General features: G+C 50.4%; 25 protein-coding genes and 1 pseudogene. 16 read left to right on the forward strand and 10 right to left on the reverse strand.

Annotation, left to right across the window (positions count from 1 at the left end):
• Positions 1 to 267 precede the first annotated feature (267 nt).
• The gene (locus tag E4T81_RS06160; protein ID WP_135042460.1) at positions 268 to 675 is read right to left on the reverse strand and encodes a helix-turn-helix domain-containing protein; all 408 of its coding nucleotides are present in this window, start codon (positions 673 to 675) and stop codon (positions 268 to 270) included.
• Positions 676 to 800: 125 nt separating this feature from the next.
• Between E4T81_RS06160 and E4T81_RS06165 the strand changes: the two genes are divergently transcribed.
• The 16 genes and pseudogenes from E4T81_RS06165 to E4T81_RS06250 all read left to right on the forward strand — a co-directional run bounded on the left by E4T81_RS06165 (position 801) and on the right by E4T81_RS06250 (position 9823).
• Positions 801 to 1013 (forward strand): hypothetical protein, encoded by a 213-nt coding sequence (locus E4T81_RS06165; RefSeq protein WP_135042462.1) that lies wholly within the window; start codon positions 801 to 803, stop codon positions 1011 to 1013.
• A gap of 6 nt (positions 1014 to 1019) precedes the next feature.
• A complete protein-coding gene (locus E4T81_RS06170; protein ID WP_135042463.1) occupies positions 1020 to 1340 on the forward strand; it encodes a hypothetical protein in 321 nt (106 codons plus the stop codon).
• A 117-nt stretch (positions 1341 to 1457) separates the two neighbouring features.
• Positions 1458 to 1538 (forward strand): annotated as a pseudogene (locus E4T81_RS06175).
• A gap of 15 nt (positions 1539 to 1553) precedes the next feature.
• Complete coding sequence (locus E4T81_RS06180) at positions 1554 to 1775, forward strand: hypothetical protein (RefSeq protein WP_135042465.1); 222 nt, start codon at positions 1554 to 1556, stop codon at positions 1773 to 1775.
• A 407-nt stretch (positions 1776 to 2182) separates the two neighbouring features.
• On the forward strand, positions 2183 to 2566 hold the full coding sequence (locus tag E4T81_RS06185) for a hypothetical protein (RefSeq protein ID WP_135042467.1): 384 nt from the start codon (positions 2183 to 2185) through the stop codon (positions 2564 to 2566).
• Between the two features lie 11 nt (positions 2567 to 2577).
• A complete protein-coding gene (locus E4T81_RS06190) occupies positions 2578 to 4578 on the forward strand; it encodes a hypothetical protein (protein ID WP_135042469.1) in 2001 nt (666 codons plus the stop codon).
• 56 nt (positions 4579 to 4634) lie between these two features.
• Positions 4635 to 5507: an ATP-binding protein gene (locus E4T81_RS06195; RefSeq protein WP_135042471.1), complete on the forward strand. Its 873-nt coding sequence runs from the start codon at positions 4635 to 4637 to the stop codon at positions 5505 to 5507.
• The gene (locus E4T81_RS06200) at positions 5504 to 5737 is read left to right on the forward strand and encodes a hypothetical protein (protein ID WP_135042473.1); all 234 of its coding nucleotides are present in this window, start codon (positions 5504 to 5506) and stop codon (positions 5735 to 5737) included. Before E4T81_RS06195 ends, E4T81_RS06200 begins: the two co-directional genes overlap by 4 nt.
• Before the next feature lie 2 nt (positions 5738 to 5739).
• Complete coding sequence (locus E4T81_RS06205; RefSeq protein WP_135042475.1) at positions 5740 to 6366, forward strand: AAA family ATPase; 627 nt, start codon at positions 5740 to 5742, stop codon at positions 6364 to 6366.
• Positions 6366 to 6581, forward strand: a complete 216-nt coding sequence (locus tag E4T81_RS15755; protein ID WP_135042477.1) for a hypothetical protein — start codon at positions 6366 to 6368, stop codon at positions 6579 to 6581. Before E4T81_RS06205 ends, E4T81_RS15755 begins: the two co-directional genes overlap by 1 nt.
• A 5-nt stretch (positions 6582 to 6586) precedes the next feature.
• Positions 6587 to 6805, forward strand: a complete 219-nt coding sequence (locus tag E4T81_RS06215) for a hypothetical protein (protein ID WP_135042479.1) — start codon at positions 6587 to 6589, stop codon at positions 6803 to 6805.
• Positions 6786 to 7298 (forward strand): hypothetical protein, encoded by a 513-nt coding sequence (locus tag E4T81_RS06220; protein WP_245207022.1) that lies wholly within the window; start codon positions 6786 to 6788, stop codon positions 7296 to 7298. The genes E4T81_RS06215 and E4T81_RS06220 overlap by 20 nt, the downstream gene beginning before the upstream one ends.
• A 23-nt stretch (positions 7299 to 7321) precedes the next feature.
• Complete coding sequence (locus E4T81_RS06225) at positions 7322 to 7981, forward strand: DUF3164 family protein (protein WP_135042480.1); 660 nt, start codon at positions 7322 to 7324, stop codon at positions 7979 to 7981.
• Between the two features lie 451 nt (positions 7982 to 8432).
• On the forward strand, positions 8433 to 8990 hold the full coding sequence (locus tag E4T81_RS06240; RefSeq protein ID WP_135042486.1) for a phage virion morphogenesis protein: 558 nt from the start codon (positions 8433 to 8435) through the stop codon (positions 8988 to 8990).
• A complete protein-coding gene (locus E4T81_RS06245; RefSeq protein WP_245207023.1) occupies positions 8987 to 9469 on the forward strand; it encodes a hypothetical protein in 483 nt (160 codons plus the stop codon). Before E4T81_RS06240 ends, E4T81_RS06245 begins: the two co-directional genes overlap by 4 nt.
• Before the next feature lie 24 nt (positions 9470 to 9493).
• Positions 9494 to 9823 (forward strand): hypothetical protein, encoded by a 330-nt coding sequence (locus E4T81_RS06250; protein WP_135042488.1) that lies wholly within the window; start codon positions 9494 to 9496, stop codon positions 9821 to 9823.
• A gap of 80 nt (positions 9824 to 9903) precedes the next feature.
• Here E4T81_RS06250 and E4T81_RS06255 read toward each other — a convergent pair whose 3' ends face one another.
• The 9 genes from E4T81_RS06255 to E4T81_RS06295 form a co-directional block, all read right to left on the reverse strand.
• Positions 9904 to 10749, reverse strand: a complete 846-nt coding sequence (locus E4T81_RS06255; protein WP_135042490.1) for a DNA adenine methylase — start codon at positions 10747 to 10749, stop codon at positions 9904 to 9906.
• The gene (locus E4T81_RS06260; RefSeq protein ID WP_135042958.1) at positions 10746 to 11390 is read right to left on the reverse strand and encodes a thymidylate synthase; all 645 of its coding nucleotides are present in this window, start codon (positions 11388 to 11390) and stop codon (positions 10746 to 10748) included. The genes E4T81_RS06255 and E4T81_RS06260 overlap by 4 nt, the downstream gene beginning before the upstream one ends.
• A 70-nt stretch (positions 11391 to 11460) precedes the next feature.
• Positions 11461 to 11733, reverse strand: a complete 273-nt coding sequence (locus E4T81_RS06265; protein WP_135042492.1) for a hypothetical protein — start codon at positions 11731 to 11733, stop codon at positions 11461 to 11463.
• 199 nt (positions 11734 to 11932) lie between these two features.
• Positions 11933 to 12463: a hypothetical protein gene (locus tag E4T81_RS06270; protein WP_135042494.1), complete on the reverse strand. Its 531-nt coding sequence runs from the start codon at positions 12461 to 12463 to the stop codon at positions 11933 to 11935.
• Positions 12464 to 12671: 208 nt separating this feature from the next.
• On the reverse strand, positions 12672 to 13937 hold the full coding sequence (locus E4T81_RS06275; RefSeq protein WP_135042960.1) for a phage minor head protein: 1266 nt from the start codon (positions 13935 to 13937) through the stop codon (positions 12672 to 12674).
• 122 nt (positions 13938 to 14059) lie between these two features.
• A complete protein-coding gene (locus E4T81_RS06280) occupies positions 14060 to 15328 on the reverse strand; it encodes a DUF935 family protein (protein WP_135042496.1) in 1269 nt (422 codons plus the stop codon).
• A 2-nt stretch (positions 15329 to 15330) separates the two neighbouring features.
• Positions 15331 to 15747: a phage protein Gp36 family protein gene (locus E4T81_RS06285; RefSeq protein WP_135042499.1), complete on the reverse strand. Its 417-nt coding sequence runs from the start codon at positions 15745 to 15747 to the stop codon at positions 15331 to 15333.
• A gap of 1 nt (position 15748) precedes the next feature.
• Positions 15749 to 17317: a hypothetical protein gene (locus E4T81_RS06290; RefSeq protein WP_135042507.1), complete on the reverse strand. Its 1569-nt coding sequence runs from the start codon at positions 17315 to 17317 to the stop codon at positions 15749 to 15751.
• Positions 17307 to 17795, reverse strand: coding sequence for a DUF1804 family protein (locus E4T81_RS06295; protein WP_135042509.1), 489 nt, complete (start codon positions 17793 to 17795; stop codon positions 17307 to 17309). Before E4T81_RS06295 ends, E4T81_RS06290 begins: the two co-directional genes overlap by 11 nt.
• Positions 17796 to 17875: the final 80 nt, after the last annotated feature.

The following is a 17875-nucleotide window of genomic DNA, read 5'->3' on the forward strand; positions in this document are numbered from 1 at the left end:
TAATTGGGGGGGGTGATAGAGGGGTGGAAAAATACCGTTTTTTCAAAATAGACCCCCGATTTTTGCATTTCACTATTAAGAAAAAACCATCACTCTGCGAGTTTGCACCTTATTAAATAAGGTAATTTCAGTGATTTAGGTGGTTTTATGACCCGTTTTGAGGGGGGGTAACACCCCGGAAAAGGGCGGTTCGGTGATCCGCCGGGGTTCCCTTTGGTATCCATTTCGTTCAGTTGGGACATATCCCATATTTATCCCACATCTCTTTTAGTCTGCCGGGGAAGTCGAAAGTTCCCTTGGGGCATCTTGATAGGGTGCCGTGGGTTCGTTTTTTTCGCGCTCAAGCTGCTCAATGCGCTCCTTGAGGTGACCTATCTCTTCTGCCTGAGCAACAATACGGTCAAGGAATTGATTCTCATCTTTTGCAACTTCTTTTGTGGGTATTGGTGCTTCATCAAGGTGTAGTGCAGGTGTTCCTCTACCTGTGATAAGCCAATCGATATTGACCTGTTCACAAACTGAAAACACAAGTGGCAAATCTATCGAATTACGGTTTCGCCAATTAGAAAGTGTGGCCTTCTTGATGCCAAGAAGGTCAGCTAATTCAGTATCAGTTCCTACTGATAAGGCCGTTTTTAGACGGTTTAGAATGTCATCTGAAGAAAAAGTTTTCATTTTGTGTATCTTTTTCGTCCTAAAATTTGGTGGTTCACAATTTGTGTACTATCTTTGTGTCGTATTCCAATTGGAACGAGCGGTCAAATATACTAAAAAACCGCGAGTTCACAAAATTTAAGATTATGAGTGAGACAGACGAAATAAAAGAGTGGCAGACGCAGAGTGCTAAGCACAAGGTGGCCTTCGTGCTGATGATGGACGGCGTGTCCTTCCGCTACGATGAAGAGAACGGCATCACGTTCACGGCCCCGGACTTCTATGTAGAGAAGTTGAAAGATCGCCTGGTTTATGCCCACGGCTGCTCAGTAAGACCTATTATTAAAGAAATCAAATAAAAGACAATGAGAATAACACTTAAAGACCTTCTGCACGCAATTAACATTCTTGGCGATGACCGCGATGTAACAGTTGATGGAATGGACTCAATCGCAGTATGTCCTCCCGTAAAGATTACCCCGGAAGGAGAAAAGCATTTTCATAAGGCACTTGAAGCAACCGTGGAGGTGGAATACAAAAACGACTGCCATTACAGCACATATGTCAGCGATGACGAAGAGGATATCAACGAAGAAGCATGGGACTTGTTAGTCTCGCTCGCCGGATGCTGTACAGAGAATAAATTCAATAAATGGTTTGAAGGTGACACTGCCAAGGTTATTTGAAAACTTCAAAATACAGGGTTAGACCCAAGAGAGGGCAATCCTCCGGCAAGAGAGCCGGTTAAAGCCGAAAGGCACAACATTAGAACCCTCGGCGTTGCCAAATGCGCCGAGGAATTCGGGAGGATAGTTCAGTTGGCAGAACAAGCGGCGGTAACCAATCCGACTGTATAGTCCTCGGTTCGAGTCCGAGTCCTCCCACTAACAATTCAAACGATGAAACGACTTTCAGAACAAAGGACAGACCGAGCCATAAGGCTGCTGTTGCAGACGCTGGAGCAGAACGTGGCCGATGCCGGGACAATTCTCGACGAGTTCGAGGCTACCCACGACGACTGCGAGTTGTGCGACTCAAAGCAATACAACGCGCTCAATGCCGGCTACTTTGCCATGAAGGATGCCATCGAAAAAATCAACAACCGACTAAACAAAAAGTGAGACTATGAAGATTATGTATCTGGTGCTGAAATTTCTTGGACTTCAGCTGTATATGAAAATTGCGAAGAGGAACCAAGCGCACATAGTGAGAAGACTATCTGAGACAAATGCACGACTGACTGCGGTCTCACACAAGATTTATCAATGTGAATCTGAACTCCGGCAAATTCTATTCAGCGAGCTTCAGCCTCTTCGTCAGGATGGAAGTAAAAGCGCTTGCTCTGCAATTCAAACCCAAGAGGGCGAAGAATCCCAGCAAGCTCGGCAACGCGAGAGTCCAGTATGGCTCCGGGCAGTTTCCGGGCAGTGGACGGATACTGATCTTCATTGAAAGATGATACATAATTGTTCTATTTGGAATTCTGCCATAAAGTTAACAAAAATATCAATATACATAAGTGAGAACAATGAATAAGTACATTTCAGTCAACAAGGAGGGTATCAAGGCCCTACAGCGAACCTTCAAGGTCAACGGAAAGGAAATCTGCGAGCGGTGCGTCAAGAACGCCCTGGCTTACCGCACGAATAACGAGCTTGCCCGGAAGATACGTTTCGCTGCTATCAAGCATCATGGCGGCTGCACCTACTACAACATCCCGGAAGGCGAGTTCTTCTTTGACTCGGACAGTTGCTGGCATGCTGTCTACCCCAACGGAGCCGAGGTATATCTGGATAAGCAGACAGGTGAGGGAGTTGTCTACGGGCCCAAGGGTAATGTGGTGGCAAAATACGCCAACGTTTTGCTAAGTCAGATCGATGATATAAAAGAACAGGCAGCAGCCTTGAGATAAGGGTTAGGGATATGGAATACTACGGTGACAGACTTTGCATCTCGATGCGCGACCTTGTAGCTGGCGGCATTATGTCGGAACCCAACTACAAGCAGCTTGCCGCCCGTGGCCGCTTTGATGTGGTGCGGAAAGGTCGCGGTCAGGGATGTTATGCGTTGGTTGCCGTTGACAGCTTACCCCAACGCTACCAAGACAAAGTCAAAGAGGTTTATCCCGACGGCGCACAGGCTCGACTTGAGGGTTGGATAAAGAGCAACTACGAAATTGACCAACAGGCTACCGTCTTCTTCTTCTCAAAAGAGAAGTGCGGAGTGGCACTCCCACGCGAGAAGGCACAGGAATACATCACCAACGCCTCAGTGCTCAACACATGCATCAAGCTCTATGAGAGAGCAGCCACCGCGCAGAAACTCTTCGGAGGCAAGTATGATTGGGGTATGATGACAGCGACCATCGAGATATTGCGCAAGCATTTCGGCCACACCCTCCCGGCATCGACACTGCGGTTCCGCAAAAAGGTCAATGACTACAAGGCCAACGGATATGCCTGTCTGATCAGCGGCAAGTTCGGCAATCAGTCGGCACGAAAGGTCGATTACAAGACTGAGCGTCTTATCCTTGGCATCGCAGTTCAGCCCAACAAGCCTTGGAACACCAACGTCCTCGAATTATACAACTCCTTTGTGACAGGCGAATTTGATGTCTTTGACCCGGATACAGGCGAACTCTTCAATCCCGATGACTTTACCGACAAGAACGGAGAACCGATGGTTCTAAGCGAAGCTACAATATGTAACTACCTCAACAAGCCGAAAAACAGGGCACTAATAGACCATCGCCTCATGACTCCGATAACCTTCATGCACGAGGTAATGCCCCACATGCACCGCCATCACGGCGAGTTCTCACTGTCGAAGGTATCATTCGACGACCGTGACCTTCCGCGAAAGCTCAAGGATACCCGGATTCGCCCGAAGGCATACTACGCCTATGATGTCACAAGTGGATGCTGCATCGGCTACGCCTACAACCGAACCAAGAACGTCGACCTTGTTGTGGATATGTTCCGGAATATGTTCCGGCTGCTTGACCGCCAAGGCTGGGGTTGCCCTGCCGAGGTAGAGGTAGAAAACCACCTCATGAGCCAATGGCGAGATTCCTTCCTCCGAGCCGGAGTCATGTTCCCCTTTGTGCGGTTCTGCGCCCCCATGAACTCACAGGAGAAACACGCCGAGCAGTTCAACGGCGCAAAAAAGCGGAGTATCGAGCACCGCAACCATGTTGGCATCGGCAAGTTCTTCGCCAAGAGCAGACAGTATCGCACTGAGAGCAACAAGGTATTCGATGAGTTTAACAACACCTACGTCGAGAAAGAATACTACACTTGGGACGAATTGATCGCTGACGATATGCGTGACATCTACGAATACAACCATGCCCTGCACCCCAATCAGAAAAAGTACAAGGGCATGACACGATGGGATGTGCTTGTCGCCAACATCAACCCGACACTGCAACCCCTCGACAAAGCGACCATCGCCCGGTATGTAGGCGAGAGAGTCGGCACCACAATCCGGCGAAACTCATATTGCCGGGTAGCCGGAGAGGATTGGTGGCTTAGCAAGACAGAGGCCATTGAGCTGCTCTCACCGAATGACTATAAGGTCGAGGCTTACTATCTAACCGACGAAGAGGGCAAAGTAACTGATATGTTCATCTACCAAGGCGATATGTATATCGACCGCCTTGAAAATATCGGAACCTACAACACAGCCCGTGCCGAGCAGACCGAGGCGGACGAGAGAATCTTCGTGGAGCAGCGCAAAAAAATCAGCCAGTTCAACAAATATGTAGAGGATAACGCTATCGGGCGTGTGGGCGTAATAGAGCGCGACACACGGTCTCAGACTATCGAGGTGGAAGAAGTTATCGTCCCGGAGCCGGAAACGCGAGAAACGCAAGATTATGGCCTCAGTGAAGATTACGCTGCACGAGCCTTGCAAGACTTATAGAACGAAATTCTTTGCCTTGCAAAGCGATTAAAATCGATAAATAACACTGTTAGAATATGATTACAACAGAAGTCAAAAACAAAATCCTCGCCGCAATCAAGGCGAACCGCGCCAACTATCCAAGCGACGCAAAGCATGCCGCCTCCCTCGGCATCACTACCTCGGTTTACAGCGCGGTCAAGAACGGTCAGACCGACCGTGTTCTGAGCGATGCCAACTGGATAAGCATCGCCCGGAAGCTCGGAGTCAGCCTCCGGGGAGAGATTGAATGGAAGGTGGCTAAGACCCCGACATTCATGTTCATTACAGCGCAGTTGGAGGCCTGTCAGTCGAGCGGCATCAGCGCAATCCTCTGTGACCTGCCCAATATCGGCAAGACCTTCACTGCCCGGCACTACGTCAAGACGCACCCCAACACCATCTACATTGACTGCTCGCAGGTCAAGACCAAGCTCAAGCTCGTGCGTAAGATAGCCGCAGAGTTCGGCGTGGACAGCAAAGGGCGGTACTCAGATGTGTATGAAGACCTCGTTTACTACCTCGGCTCCATCGACAGCCCCCTCATCATTCTCGATGAAGCCGGTGACCTTCAGTATGAGGCTTTCCTTGAGCTGAAAGCACTGTGGAACGCTACCGAGCGGTGCTGTGCATGGTATATGATGGGAGCCGACGGTCTCAAGGAGAAAATCAACCGCTCCATCGAGTGCAAGAAGGTTGGCTACACCGAGATGCTCAGCCGCTACGGCGACCGCTACAGCAAGGTCACGCCGGACGACAGCAAGGAGCGTACCAAGTTCCTCATAGAACAGGCACGAATCGTGGCCAAGCTCAATGCCCCGGAAGGAGTCGATGCCGGGGAGATAGCCCGGAAGACCGGCGGCGGACTTCGACGAGTTTATACCGAAATCGAAAAACTTAAAAGACAATGATAATGATAAGTGTAATTGAAAAAGAATACATGGAGACCGTCATCAGAATGGGTAAGCGTCTCCAAAGCGGCCAACCCGATTGGGAGCAGCGTCGATATGAAATAGCTTTGACTATCTATATGAAACGGAGAGAACACATTCTTTCATCAAGAGAAGATGATGCCAGAGGAGCTGTAGAAGAAGCAAATTTGCTTATTGCAGAACTGAAAAAGACTCAAGATAAGAAGTAACGATGGCCAAGCGAGCATATAGTCCGAAAGAGGTTCTTGCCAAGACCTACAAAACCTTGCCTTGGGGTGTGCGGTGGAGCCGACCATTCGGCTTCCCGACCACCAACGAGGCGTGGTTCATCAGCGGCGCGTCCGCTTCCGGCAAGAGCAGTTTTGTGATGCAGCTCGCCAAGGAACTTTGCAACTACGGCATGACACTCTACTGCTCCTACGAGGAAGGTGTGAGCCAATCGTTCAAAGAGCGTGTCGAACGGTTTAAAATGGGTGATGTTCAGGGAAGGTTCCGTGTCGCTACAAGTGACTCCTACGATGAACTTATAGAACGTCTCGCTAAACCCAAGAGTCCACACTTTGTGATAGTGGACAGCTTTCAAGTTGCCGGGTGGTCATACGACCAAGCAAAGCAACTCATAGACCGCTTCCCCTCAAAGAGCTTCATCTTCATATCGCAGGAACATAAAGGTCAGCCAATGGGTAAAGCAGCCGTCCGGCTCCGCTACATCGCCGGACTCAAAGTCCGAGTGGTAGGCTACAAGGCGTTTTGCCAAGGCCGCTTCACCGAAGACCCCGGCAGCTACTATGTGGTGTGGGAAGAAGGCATTTTAAGAACCTCAAACAATATCGGATAATGAGTAAGAAAAGAGAAATGATAATACTTGAGCCGGATGGGCGCATCCACAAAGAAGGGTTCTGCTCCCGGCCAATGACGTGTCCTTACTGCGGAGGCAAAGGATGGTTCTACAGTGGGCGGCAGGAGCCGGAGACAATACCATGTCCCGACTGTGAAGGAACCGGCGAGGTCATCGCCTTAGTAACGATAGATTGGAAACCTAATAAACAATAAATAAAATGGCACAAAACATTGATCAGGCCTTCCGTCAGTTAGGCCGAACCGAAAAGGCTCGATTCATCGAGAAGAATCTTGAGTATGCCTCTGAACAGGCAATTGCAGAATTTGTGGATACCTACTTCTTGGGGGTAGCACGTCATCTGCCCATAGAGACACTTGAGGCGATGCTTCATTCAAAGGAAGATCAAAACAAGAGCAATGAAGCAACAGGTAACTAATTTCGGACGGTTCTACTCCGCTTTCCATAAGCTCACCATTCATGGCGAGCCGGATGAGGCAAAGCGTCAGTTTGTGTTGCAGTACACAGCCGGGCGCACCGACTCCCTCAAGGAGATGACTCGAAAGGAGTACACCGACCTCTGCATCGCCATCGAGGGCATGAACGGCACCAAAGACGAACTGAAGCGTCGCCGGAGCATCGTTCTCAAGCTGATGCAGGAACTTGAGGTTGACACAACCGATTGGGCGCAGATAAACGACTTCTGCCGACATCCCCGAATCTCCGGTAAAGCCTTCGGGCAGCTATCAATCGATGAACTGATGGAACTCGCTACCAAACTTCGTTCGATAAAGCGTAAGGGGTGGCAACGCAAGAAGTCCTTGCAAAGCAATGCACCGGGAGCGATGGGAGAACCGACACAAGACCCGGCAAATCCACACCAACACATAACATATCTTATAACCCTTGCCTCCCCCGGCATGACTAACTAACAATATAAATTAAAGTAACTATCATGAACAAAGAAAAAGTAGAAATGACAGCCGAAGAGCGTCAGGAATTCGAGGCTTACAGAGCCGAAAAAGAAAAAAAGCGTCGTGAGCAGGAACGCAAAGAGCAGCGCAAGCAGTACGCCGACATGGTGGATGACGAAATATCCACCACGATTCCTCAGCTCCGCGAACTGAGCGACCAGATCAAACTGGTCAAGGAAACCATCTTTGGCAACTTCGAGACAATCCTCAAGATGAAGTCCGAGATTACCGGCGTTGCCCGTGACAATCAGAACAGCCACACGTTCACCAATTCCGACAGCACCCTGCGCGTCATCCTCGGGGTGAACACTGTCGATGGCTACCGCGACACAGTCGAGGATGGTATCGCGATGGTCAAAGGTTACATCGAGAGTCTTGCTAAGGATGATGCCACAAAGGCTCTTGTCAACGCTGTGCTGCGCCTGTTGAGCCGTGACGGGCAGGGCAACATAAAGGCCAGCCGAGTGCTTCAGCTCCGCAAAATGGCAGAGGACAGCGGCAACGAACAGTTCCTCGAGGGAGTGAAAATCATCGAGGAGGCTTACCAGCCCACTATCTCCAAGAAGTTCATCCGCGCCCAGTACAAAAACGACAAGGGCGCATGGTGTTATATTCCTCTCGGCATGACCGATGTCGACTAAAACGTAACGAAAATGGAAAAAGAAATCAAAAGACCGCCCCGGATCGCAGTGTGCCGGGAGTGCAACGGAACCGGGCTTCAGCAGACCGAGTCACCGCAAAGATACCCGGCGAGATGCTCCCAGTGCGATGGCAGCGGCAGGGTTACTGTCAGCAGTGTGATGAGGCTCGATATTCGACCTTATAAACCGATACCTCTAAACTGATATTGATAAATGGGTAAGAAACCCGGAAAGAGTTATCAAAAGAGAGTTACAGACATCAACAGGATATATGACCAACACGCCAAACAAGGAATTCCCAACCGGGAAATATGGCGCAGGTACATATATCCTGTGTATGGTATCTGTGAGCGTACTTTTTACAACCTTTTGAAAGCTCCGACCAAGCCGGGTTTCAGTGAAACATTACCCAATTTACCCAATCTTTTCGATATGTTTGACAATAAGAACGATGGCGAATAATTATGACCAAATAATCAAAAATATCCTCCGCGACATACAAGTGGAGATGACCGATGAGTTTGACCGCAATTTCGAACGACAGGCCTTCTTCTCCGAGGCATGGCAACGCAGGAAGAGTCCCACTCGCCCCGGTGGTCATATCCTTGTTGACAGCGGCGGTCTTCGCCGGAGCATCATGAGCTATCAGACCGAGAACAGTATCGTGTTCCGAACCGAACATCCAGCAGCGGCCATTCATAACGAGGGCGGTGAAATCAAGGTAACCGCTAAAATGAAACGCTTCTTTTGGTATAAATACTATTCGGCCACAGGCTCCTTTGGCAGACGCAAGGACGGCTCACTGCGCAAGGATAAGAGAACGGTACAATTGTCAACCGAGGCAGAGTTCTGGAAATTCATGGCATTAATGAAAGTTGGATCCACAATCAGGATACCGCGCCGACGATTCCTTGGTACAGCTCCGGAGGTCGAGCAGACAGTCCGACAAATTATCGAAGAGAATATCACAGAATTTTTCAACACCGATTTTGACATCATAGAACGATGAGAGAAGAATTATACCGTAAACTCAAGGCTCAGCTTGAGACATTGTGTATCAATGCATCCGGAGAGTATTTTGAATGCTCAAGCGAAGCGGATGCCGATGATTCACTATATCCTCGTGCGATAAAACACATAGATCTTTGGAATCATAATATTGAGTTCATCGAACAAGAGAACGCATGGGCACGACCGGCTGTATTCATCGAGTTCGTGCCTTTTAAGTGGCGTGCTATCGTGCCTGGAGTTGAATACCGGGCTAAACCTCTAATTAATCTCCACATAGTGACCGACTGGGCGGAGCAAAAGAATATCGGCGAGTTCCAGCTGCTCGATAAGATTCATGGACTGCTTGCCGGGCTGGAGGGTGAGACTTTTATGGAATTTGACATTGACAGTTCTGCCACCAATCATAATCACGAGGATATTGTAGAAAACATTGAGACATTTACTTGTGTAGGTTTTAGACATTTACATAAGAATTGATTATTTTTGCAAAAAAATACGGACATGAAGAAGGCTATATTGTTTATTTCACTGATTATTCTCCTTGTATCATGCAAAGAGGAGCTGGAGATTGAAGGGCATCCTGAAAATCAGTATGGGGTAATTTTTGAGAATTATACCAATGGGCAACTGTACATTCAGAGTCATCAATTAGTCATGGGGATGCCCGAAATTTATCCCGGAGAATCTACTGACCCAATTTATGGCAATACTCCGAATGTAAGCATTACCTATTTTGGAGAAGGCACACATTTCCAAAAAATCGAAAAAGAGATTATACTTACTAAGGATAAGATTAGTACAATAAGACTTGAATATCCCCCTGTCTCATAAACACATTGTATCACAAGAAAAGAGAGCCGTTACCTTATTGAGTGACGGCTCTTTTGCGATATATGAGCCCGGAAATGACCTTATGTGGCATTGTAAGTCGGTGACGTGAATAACATCATGTCAGTATAATGGGCATTGTAGTTCATCGTCGCGTTAAACTCCTTGCGGCTGCAACGCTCGAACGGGTTGCCGAGTGACGGGTTGCGGCCCATCCATTCGCACAACTCCACGAGGCATGATTTCTCGGAAGTAAAATAAACAAAGTTATGGCCCGACAGCACCGACAGCACATCGAGGTAATCCGCGAGTCGCCAGTACATGCGGTATGTGCCCACGTCGGTAGACAGATAAGGCGGGTCTACGAGGAACACCACACCGGGCACATCCTTGAAACGCTCGAACAGTTCCCGGTAGTCGCACGATTCAATTTCCAGTCCGGCGAGATAATCCGGACATTCGGCATATCCGGCCTTGCGCACATTATTGTAGAGCGTTTCCTTGCGCATCTCCGGGATGCTCATCTTATACTTCATAGAGAACATTAGCGACGAGGACAGGGTGATGAAGTCGAGGTAGCCTGTTTCCTGCTCTTCCTGCTTAAGCAGGGCGAATATACGCTCCCTTGCCTCTCCTGTAATGGGCTTGTGCCGCCCGAAACCGTCGGATATTGGTCTGATAAGGTCAAGTAGGACATTGGTGCGCGGAATATTGGCTATGCGCAGCCGGTAGTCGTCGAAGTCATTGTAGATGACCCGTGAATCGGGATGGGTGTGCTTGGTGATGTGTGACAACAGTCCCGAGCCACCGAAAAGGTCAACGAAGACGGTGCCGGCCGGATATTGCTTTATTACTTCGATGAAGTGTTTGGCGAACATACGCTTCTGCCCGACGAATGGCAGGGGAGCGGACAGATAAAGGCGGCTCATACGTTCAGTTCGAATTTGACGCTGTCCTCTCCGGCGAGAAGTCGGCGGGTATTGTCAATATTGTTGTCATACACATGTACGTTGCCCAGGAACAGTGTTATTGACTTGAGGGGGAAGTCGATGTGCCGGGCCATGAGGTAGAGGTGGTATATGTCGGCCGGCAGTCCGAGGTTGGCGTCGGAGCTGCGCTGGTAGGCGGACACCACCAGCTCGCCGTCCTCGATCTGGAACTGAACGAGTGACAAGCATGGGGTCTGATTGCTCTCTGCCTCGGTCGCTCCGAGGAACAGCACATAGTTCTTTGACGGTCGACGCTCGGTATTGATCCTGGCGAGCAGCGGCGGGAGCTTCTCGAAATAGGTGGGATAGGAGTTGACCAGGATCGAACCACAGTAGTCCCACCAGTTTATGCCGGCCTCGCGGTACTTCTCCACAGAGCGCTCGCCGCTCATGAAGAGCCTCAGCTCGGAGCGTAGCTTCTTGCGGGCCAGTCCGTGTCCCTCGAAAATTTCAAGCAGGTCGGCAGGAGTAAGTGAGAGCTGCTCATTGATAAGGTAAGTTATATTGCCCTTCTTGTTGACCTGGTGCCTGCCGTTGTCAAGAATCCTGGCGAGGATTTGGTGATATTTGTTGCGTGCCATTTCTGTTGATTGTTGGTGATGGTGCAAAGGTAGACATGCGCCATCAGCGGCACACTATCGGAATTGGGAATCACACTGCACGCGGATTGCAGTCATTCTTTGCCGGGCAAATCGGCAGAGCCGATGACTGGAAACGCTTTATCAGGCTGTATACCTTCCTCTCGCTCACGCCATATTTGTCGGCCAGAACCGCCACTGCATACGATACCTTGTCGCCGGCGCCGACCATATTGTTGAAGTCAACAAAAAGGTCGATGTAGGCGATGTCCTCGAGCCTTACGCCAATGCGGCGCAGTCTTTCGAGCAGTTCGCGGTTGAAATTCAGCACTTCAAATATTGTCATGTCGGCGAAAATTGCTAATTTTGCAGTGTCTCACTTATTCAAATAAACACCGTATCATGGGCTGGGAAGGCATTTGCCCCCGGCGGCCCGTGATACGGTGTTTGTTGTTAAAGAGTAAGTGAGACGACTATTTAACAGGCCGGGGGCATTTTTTGTGCCCCCGGAAAAAGCTTTGGATTAAAACTCAGTTATATGTCGGTCAGAATTCGAGACCGATACCTCCGAATAAGGTATGCCGAGTCGCTCCAAGGTTTACGATAAGCTTCCTGTGATTGAACACCAGATGTGCCCCGTAATCAAATTTATATTTTATGTTTGTGGTCACCTTGTTGTCAATCCCTGTCAGATTTCCGAATGCATCGTATGATAACTTCCAATCATATCCATCTGTCTGCACTTCCCCCACTCCGGCGACTCCGATAACTGGAATGACGCGCAATGATTTTATGACTGGAATCTGGTAACCGAACTGGAACATAAAGGATGCATCCTCGTTCCAAGTGTCAAGGCGGGGGTCGTTTTCATGAGTCGAACCAAAGCCGCCGATTGTGAGGTGAAAGCCTCGAACAGTGGCTCCAAGACCATACACTGCCACACGTCCAGAAGGTGAATAACCACCATTGACGGAGATGTTCCATTTGTGATTTACCGTGTTGAAAGGGAACCAGTCGGTGGCTGCCGCCGAGAAATGGAGCGCCAGCACCATGAGCAGAAATGTGATTTTTTTCATTGGTTTATATTTTGAAGGATGAATTGTGCCCAAGCGATGAAGATATTGATCTGTCAATGGCAAAGTTACGCAAAATTTTACATTAAATCCCATAAATCAGGACAAATCTATCCCATAAACTTTTGTGTTTCAAGAATTGTTCCTATCTTTGTACTAACGATTCCGTGGCTAATGACCACCGATTCGTTGCAGAAGGAGGAATGAGCGATCATTCCTCTGACTTTTTATATAGCAGCCTTAGGTGGCCATTTTCGTTTAACCATACTTCTGAGATATGATGACCATCCTTTAACCGTTGATTTATTACGCGCTTCATGTACGCGTCAGTAAGGTCTGGTTTGTCAATGATAATTCGGTCAGATTGTTTTAGTCCGTGGTTTACCATATTAGAGAAAGCGCGTTTGGGATTGTCGGTCACAAAGCCCTCATGCTCGTACCAGTAATCGTCTATTTTTAGGTCAGGACACTTGCCGTAATAACGGGTTCCGCGTAGCGAGCCGTATACACAGTCGTATTCAAACCTTGCAGGGCGAGTCATTTTGGGCGTCAGAACAACCCTTGCGCCATCGGCGGCAAAATGCCGTGCGACAGACAGCAGCCGATCATAATCCCCGTCAGTACGATCGACAAGGTGACTTATCTCGATTGTGCCTTTGCCGTGCTTTATCACTTCGCCCCGTAGCTGTTCACATTGGTGAACGAGGGCACATGCCTGGCACACCTCGTTATCCGGCACAAACGCCAGTTTGCGGCCTTTGCCACCTTTCGCGATAGGGCAGGTCGAGCAACGGCGGATGGTATATGGATTGTAGTCCGGGACGGATTTGCCCTCCTTGCCGGCGTTGAACCGAAAGATACCTTTTGTGTCGCGCTGCAGGGCCTCATCTCCAAGGCGCATCGCCTCGTCATGGGGAGTTTCAGGATACTTTGATTTGCGCACCTGGACGACAGTGCAGCGGCAGTTCCAACCGTTCGGCGGGTAGAACTCCTCCCAGAATGAATCAGAAAGCGGCAGAGTCACACGGTCGAGTGCGGCATGTTCCGGGCGCACCTTGTCATCGCGCTGTGTACGGTACTGGAGATTGTATCGGTCGCCGTCGCGCATGAACTGCTCCCACCGGCCGGCCATCTCCGCAGATGCGGCCACGAAGTTATATTCAGCCCGGAGGTAATTGGAATTATAGGTTTTGTCGATGCTTTGAACATCATTCAAAAACCGTTCGAATGGCTTTCTATTGCCGTTCTCGTCAAGCAGCGACGGGAACGCCTCGTGCAGCTCATGAAATGCCTTCATGCCGGAGAAAATGTAATTCGACCGGGTCAGGCGCCGGCGCATCGCATCAGACATCTCCAACTTCTGAAAGGCAGAGTCGAGAGCCGAGGCATGAGCATTGACAAACTCCTGCACAGCCGGATCGGCTACAAGCTCGACACGGAACTGCGCTCCTTGCTCTTTGAAAAGCGACTTCATCATGCCTGAGAACAGCAAGGACAGACGCTTGCGCAAATCATCGCCGGGAGCGGCAAGGTTCTCTATGACCACTCCATCGAGTAAGGAGGCATAGCGTCTGTGCAGCCCCTCGTAGTCAGAGGGGCTCAGTCGAAAAAATGTTTTTTCTCCTCTTTGTCGTTATCATCTTCTTTGCCATTTTCAGCCGAGGAGAGAGTCATAGGATTGCGTCGTTCACCGACCGGCATATTGTATTTGTCGGCGAAATACGACGGGTCGACCTCGTAGCGGTCGACAATCATTGTTTCGTATGCCACCTGCTGCTCCGGCGTATAGTCAACCGCGTCATTCCACTCGAAGCGCAGCCCTTTGACCGGGAAGCCGTGCAGAACCATGATGGGGATAAGTTGATTGTTTATGATGTCGCGCAGGAAGTCGCGGTCAGACTCCACCAGATTCATGAACACCTCGAGGTGGGTCTGTGACTGGGAGAGCGACGAGCCGTCCTCGATGGTCATGGTCTGACCTATCACCAGTTTTGACAATTCAGAGTTGGCGCGATCGATTCTCTTGTCATAGACGTTGAAGGCATCCCCCTTGCCGGATTCCACGAACTGAATCTCCGTTTCCATGCCGGCAACCATGCCCTGGTTGGCTCCGCCGTTGTAGATCATGTCCTGCAGACGCTTGAACTCATTCGGGTCGCGGGTCGATGTGCGGGCTATTCTCCACGGCATGCCGAATATTTCCGCGAAACAATCCCAGAACGTCATCGCGTGCTTTTTGGGGATGGTATGAAGTGCGGCCTTCAGCAGCAACCCGAGGTCATCCGGACGCCCGGCCTCGATAAGCCAGTCGCGCCAGGGCCGCTCCCGGAACTCGATGCCGGTTTCCCAGTTCATGCCCACGCGCTGCACCACTCGACCCTTTTCAGGAATTACATGCTTGCGGGGTATGAGCGACACACTGGAGAAAGCCGGGTGGCCGTCGCCGTCGGTAATGACATCGCCAAGCTCGATGAGCGAGTGGCCGTACCATATCGACTCCAGGCAGAGCCGGCACAAGTCCTTGAACCAGGACTGGTCGAACAGGTGCCCTGCGGCATCGTCCTGGTCGCCGTTCTCATTGACGAGTTTGAACGAGCGTGACATAACAAACCCCACGCGCTGCTGTATGCAGCCCGAAAGATGCGAGTCGGTCATGGCGTCGCGGTAGATGTCGTACAGTTTCTGTCGGGACGGGTGGCGCGGATCAATCGCGCTCTGCCACGCCCGGCGCCAGTCCTCGATGTCATTCTTTGAGAAAAACTCCGCATAGCGGTGCAGCTCCAGGATAACGGAGGTCTGCTTTTGTATCCTGCCTTTGGCATCCTTCTGCGCCCGGCTGAGTTTCGGTCTGTTCTGTCTGCGGCCCATAATCACCAGTTGTGTCTAAGTTTGGGAAATGAATAATAGGAGGTGCCGAAGCCGGGGCTGTCGTCATTAGATCCGGCAAGAGGAAGGTCGGGGACGATTTTGCCTGCCTGTACGCCCTCGAGCCATTTTATGGCGCGCTCATATCGCTCCTTGCGGATTTCGCTGCCCATCTTCTGCGGCTGCGAAGCTGTGAGGTGATAAAGTACAATGTCAGCGGTGTACATCACTAAAAGCTTGTTGCGGTCATTGCCTGTTGCTGCGAAAATGGCCGCTGTGTCATATACGGGGCGAAGATAGCCTGATATTTCCTCAATGGCCTCTGCCTCGGCATTGGCTATATTTTCAGGTGATGACTGCGACACGACTTTCAAGGCCGCATCACCAATCACCACTTTGTAATCTTCGGTATCTATAAACATATTACCACATATTTTTAGGCGAGCGACGGGGAATCGCCACCGGTTTGAAAACTTCCTGACGAGTGCTGCGCTGCAGATACCAGATAGCACCCTCGTCGGCATCCGGCGCGTCATCATGCACGCGGGAGCCCCGCTCGATAGCCAGGGTCTGCTCGATGCCGACCTCCATGTCAGGGGACTCCTTCAGAGCCTCGTTGTAAAATACGAAGCCACGCTCCCACAGCGGCGACACCGCTTCGATGCGCTGCACCTTTTCCGGCTTCATCCTGGTGTCCGGCAGTATGGGCAACTGGTACCCACGGATATTTCCCTCGGCGGCGAACTCGTCGAGGATGATGTCCTGCATGAAATTGGCCTCCATGAAGAAGGATATTGCCACACGGTCACGTGTGCGCTCATAGAGGTCATAGAGCCAGCGCACCATTCCGGACACTGTGTCCTGGCGGACATAGCAGGCAATGAGGTGCAGCTCTGTTCCGATCTTGCCCCACAGGCGGCATGCCTTGTAGTCGTTTGCCGTTGTCGATTTGAATGACGGGTCAGTATAGCACACGAGCATCTCGTACTTTTCGAGTTTCGGCATACGCTTGAAGCGTATCCACTCATGCCGGAATATGGAGCCGTCATTGATGGGGTTGTGCATCATCTCCTTTTCCCAGGCACGGTATCCCATGAAATCCTTGACAGCCTGCGCCTCTTCTTTAGTCCACTTCTCAGCCCACACCGGGTTGCCGTCACGGTCGACAGCCTTTATCTCGGACACATGCACACCCTTTGAAGCGGCGATATTGGCAAGCACCGATTTTTTAGAAATAAGGTTGCCTACCATGATAAAGCGGCCACGGCCAACATCGAGCGCACCGAACAGAGCCTCCTTGACCCAGTCTGTGAGCTCCTTGACGCGCTTTTCATTGCGGCAGAGCTCGTCATCGTCAAGGTCATCGATCACAATATAGTCTGGACGGGCCTCACGGTCGCGGAGGCCGCGCGGCGACTGTCCGCGGCCCACGGCGAGGAATTTTGCCCCGCCTTTGGTTTTGAACTCACCCTGCAGCCATAAGCCAAGGTTTTTCTGTTCACCAAAATCAGCGATGAACTTCTGGTTGTATTCCAGTTCCGCCTGAAGGTCACCAAGCAGACGGTTGGCGCTATCCTCAGACTTGCCGACAGTGACCATAAAATTGATAAGCCTCTTCGGCTGGAAAATCAGCCAAAGGGGAATGAACACTCCGATGTGGGTGGATTTGGCGTGGCTGCGCGGCCATTTGAACACCGCCTTCAGATTCGGCGTGTTCTTTATCGTGAGCGCCGCTTTGGTGTGGAACGGCGCATTGTGTATCACTCGGATAACCTCCCCAGTGGTCTTGTCGCTCAGGGTGAGGTAGTGTGCGAAATAATACTCGCAGAATTCGTCATAATTGGAGAGCAGCCGTTTGATGCGACGCTCCTTCTCTACAGGCGACTCCTTTACGATAGACAGGGACGCCGCCGTCATGGCCTGGACTTCGCGGCAGTGTTCCTTCCACTGCGCGAATGCCTCCTTCTGTTCCTTTGTAAGTTTAGTCGCCATGGTAAACGAGTGCTCCCTTGTTGAATGATTCGATGAGGAATCCGTCCTGCAGCTTGTTGACCTTCTTGATGAACTCGATAGTTACCTCCGGGTCTGTCTTAGCGCGGAATTCAAGATATTTGGAGAAAGCAGTGAACACCTCTATGGCGGCCACGACATTGGCCTGTGACTTGTCGAGCTTGTCGATGGCGGCGGTCAGCTTCGAGAGCTTGTCGCCGAGGCTGTCTATAAGGGCGAGGTCGCCGGATTCGTTGACTTTATCGAGCAATGTGTTTGTCGCCAGGAGTAATTTCTTTATGAGTTCCGGGCGAGTGATGGTCTTGGCAGCGCGGGTGGCCTTCCACCCGTCAGCGGTACACCATTTGGATATAGTGACTCGTGACACGCCTATCATCTCGGCGATTTCGGTCTGCTCCTTCCCTGAAAGATACAGGGTGCGTGCCAGGTTTCTTTTATTTTCAAGTTCAGCTTTTGTCATGTCGATAATGATTTTGGCGCTTTTGCACTGCAAAAGTGCGAATATGAGGTGTGCCTTCAAAAAAAGTGTGCAACCATTGC

Source organism: Barnesiella sp. WM24 (genome assembly GCF_004570975.1).
In the GTDB taxonomy this organism is placed as follows: Bacteria; Bacteroidota; Bacteroidia; order Bacteroidales; family Muribaculaceae; genus Muribaculum.

Excerpts from the sequence above, each read along its gene's own strand:
- E4T81_RS06160 (WP_135042460.1), bottom strand. The coding sequence starts at position 675 with ATGAAAACTTTTTCTTCAGATGACATTCTAAACCGTCTAAAAACGGCC.
- E4T81_RS06165 (WP_135042462.1), top strand. The coding sequence starts at position 801 with ATGAGTGAGACAGACGAAATAAAAGAGTGGCAGACGCAGAGTGCTAAG.
- E4T81_RS06170 (WP_135042463.1), top strand. The coding sequence starts at position 1,020 with ATGAGAATAACACTTAAAGACCTTCTGCACGCAATTAACATTCTTGGC.
- E4T81_RS06180 (WP_135042465.1), top strand. The coding sequence starts at position 1,554 with ATGAAACGACTTTCAGAACAAAGGACAGACCGAGCCATAAGGCTGCTG.
- E4T81_RS06185 (WP_135042467.1), top strand. The coding sequence starts at position 2,183 with ATGAATAAGTACATTTCAGTCAACAAGGAGGGTATCAAGGCCCTACAG.
- E4T81_RS06190 (WP_135042469.1), top strand. The coding sequence starts at position 2,578 with ATGGAATACTACGGTGACAGACTTTGCATCTCGATGCGCGACCTTGTA.
- E4T81_RS06195 (WP_135042471.1), top strand. The coding sequence starts at position 4,635 with ATGATTACAACAGAAGTCAAAAACAAAATCCTCGCCGCAATCAAGGCG.
- E4T81_RS06200 (WP_135042473.1), top strand. The coding sequence starts at position 5,504 with ATGATAATGATAAGTGTAATTGAAAAAGAATACATGGAGACCGTCATC.
- E4T81_RS06205 (WP_135042475.1), top strand. The coding sequence starts at position 5,740 with ATGGCCAAGCGAGCATATAGTCCGAAAGAGGTTCTTGCCAAGACCTAC.
- E4T81_RS15755 (WP_135042477.1), top strand. The coding sequence starts at position 6,366 with ATGAGTAAGAAAAGAGAAATGATAATACTTGAGCCGGATGGGCGCATC.
- E4T81_RS06215 (WP_135042479.1), top strand. The coding sequence starts at position 6,587 with ATGGCACAAAACATTGATCAGGCCTTCCGTCAGTTAGGCCGAACCGAA.
- E4T81_RS06220 (WP_245207022.1), top strand. The coding sequence starts at position 6,786 with ATGAAGCAACAGGTAACTAATTTCGGACGGTTCTACTCCGCTTTCCAT.
- E4T81_RS06225 (WP_135042480.1), top strand. The coding sequence starts at position 7,322 with ATGAACAAAGAAAAAGTAGAAATGACAGCCGAAGAGCGTCAGGAATTC.
- E4T81_RS06240 (WP_135042486.1), top strand. The coding sequence starts at position 8,433 with ATGGCGAATAATTATGACCAAATAATCAAAAATATCCTCCGCGACATA.
- E4T81_RS06245 (WP_245207023.1), top strand. The coding sequence starts at position 8,987 with ATGAGAGAAGAATTATACCGTAAACTCAAGGCTCAGCTTGAGACATTG.
- E4T81_RS06250 (WP_135042488.1), top strand. The coding sequence starts at position 9,494 with ATGAAGAAGGCTATATTGTTTATTTCACTGATTATTCTCCTTGTATCA.
- E4T81_RS06255 (WP_135042490.1), bottom strand. The coding sequence starts at position 10,749 with ATGAGCCGCCTTTATCTGTCCGCTCCCCTGCCATTCGTCGGGCAGAAG.
- E4T81_RS06260 (WP_135042958.1), bottom strand. The coding sequence starts at position 11,390 with ATGGCACGCAACAAATATCACCAAATCCTCGCCAGGATTCTTGACAAC.
- E4T81_RS06265 (WP_135042492.1), bottom strand. The coding sequence starts at position 11,733 with ATGACAATATTTGAAGTGCTGAATTTCAACCGCGAACTGCTCGAAAGA.
- E4T81_RS06270 (WP_135042494.1), bottom strand. The coding sequence starts at position 12,463 with ATGAAAAAAATCACATTTCTGCTCATGGTGCTGGCGCTCCATTTCTCG.
- E4T81_RS06275 (WP_135042960.1), bottom strand. The coding sequence starts at position 13,937 with ATGATGAAGTCGCTTTTCAAAGAGCAAGGAGCGCAGTTCCGTGTCGAG.
- E4T81_RS06280 (WP_135042496.1), bottom strand. The coding sequence starts at position 15,328 with ATGGGCCGCAGACAGAACAGACCGAAACTCAGCCGGGCGCAGAAGGAT.
- E4T81_RS06285 (WP_135042499.1), bottom strand. The coding sequence starts at position 15,747 with ATGTTTATAGATACCGAAGATTACAAAGTGGTGATTGGTGATGCGGCC.
- E4T81_RS06290 (WP_135042507.1), bottom strand. The coding sequence starts at position 17,317 with ATGGCGACTAAACTTACAAAGGAACAGAAGGAGGCATTCGCGCAGTGG.
- E4T81_RS06295 (WP_135042509.1), bottom strand. The coding sequence starts at position 17,795 with ATGACAAAAGCTGAACTTGAAAATAAAAGAAACCTGGCACGCACCCTG.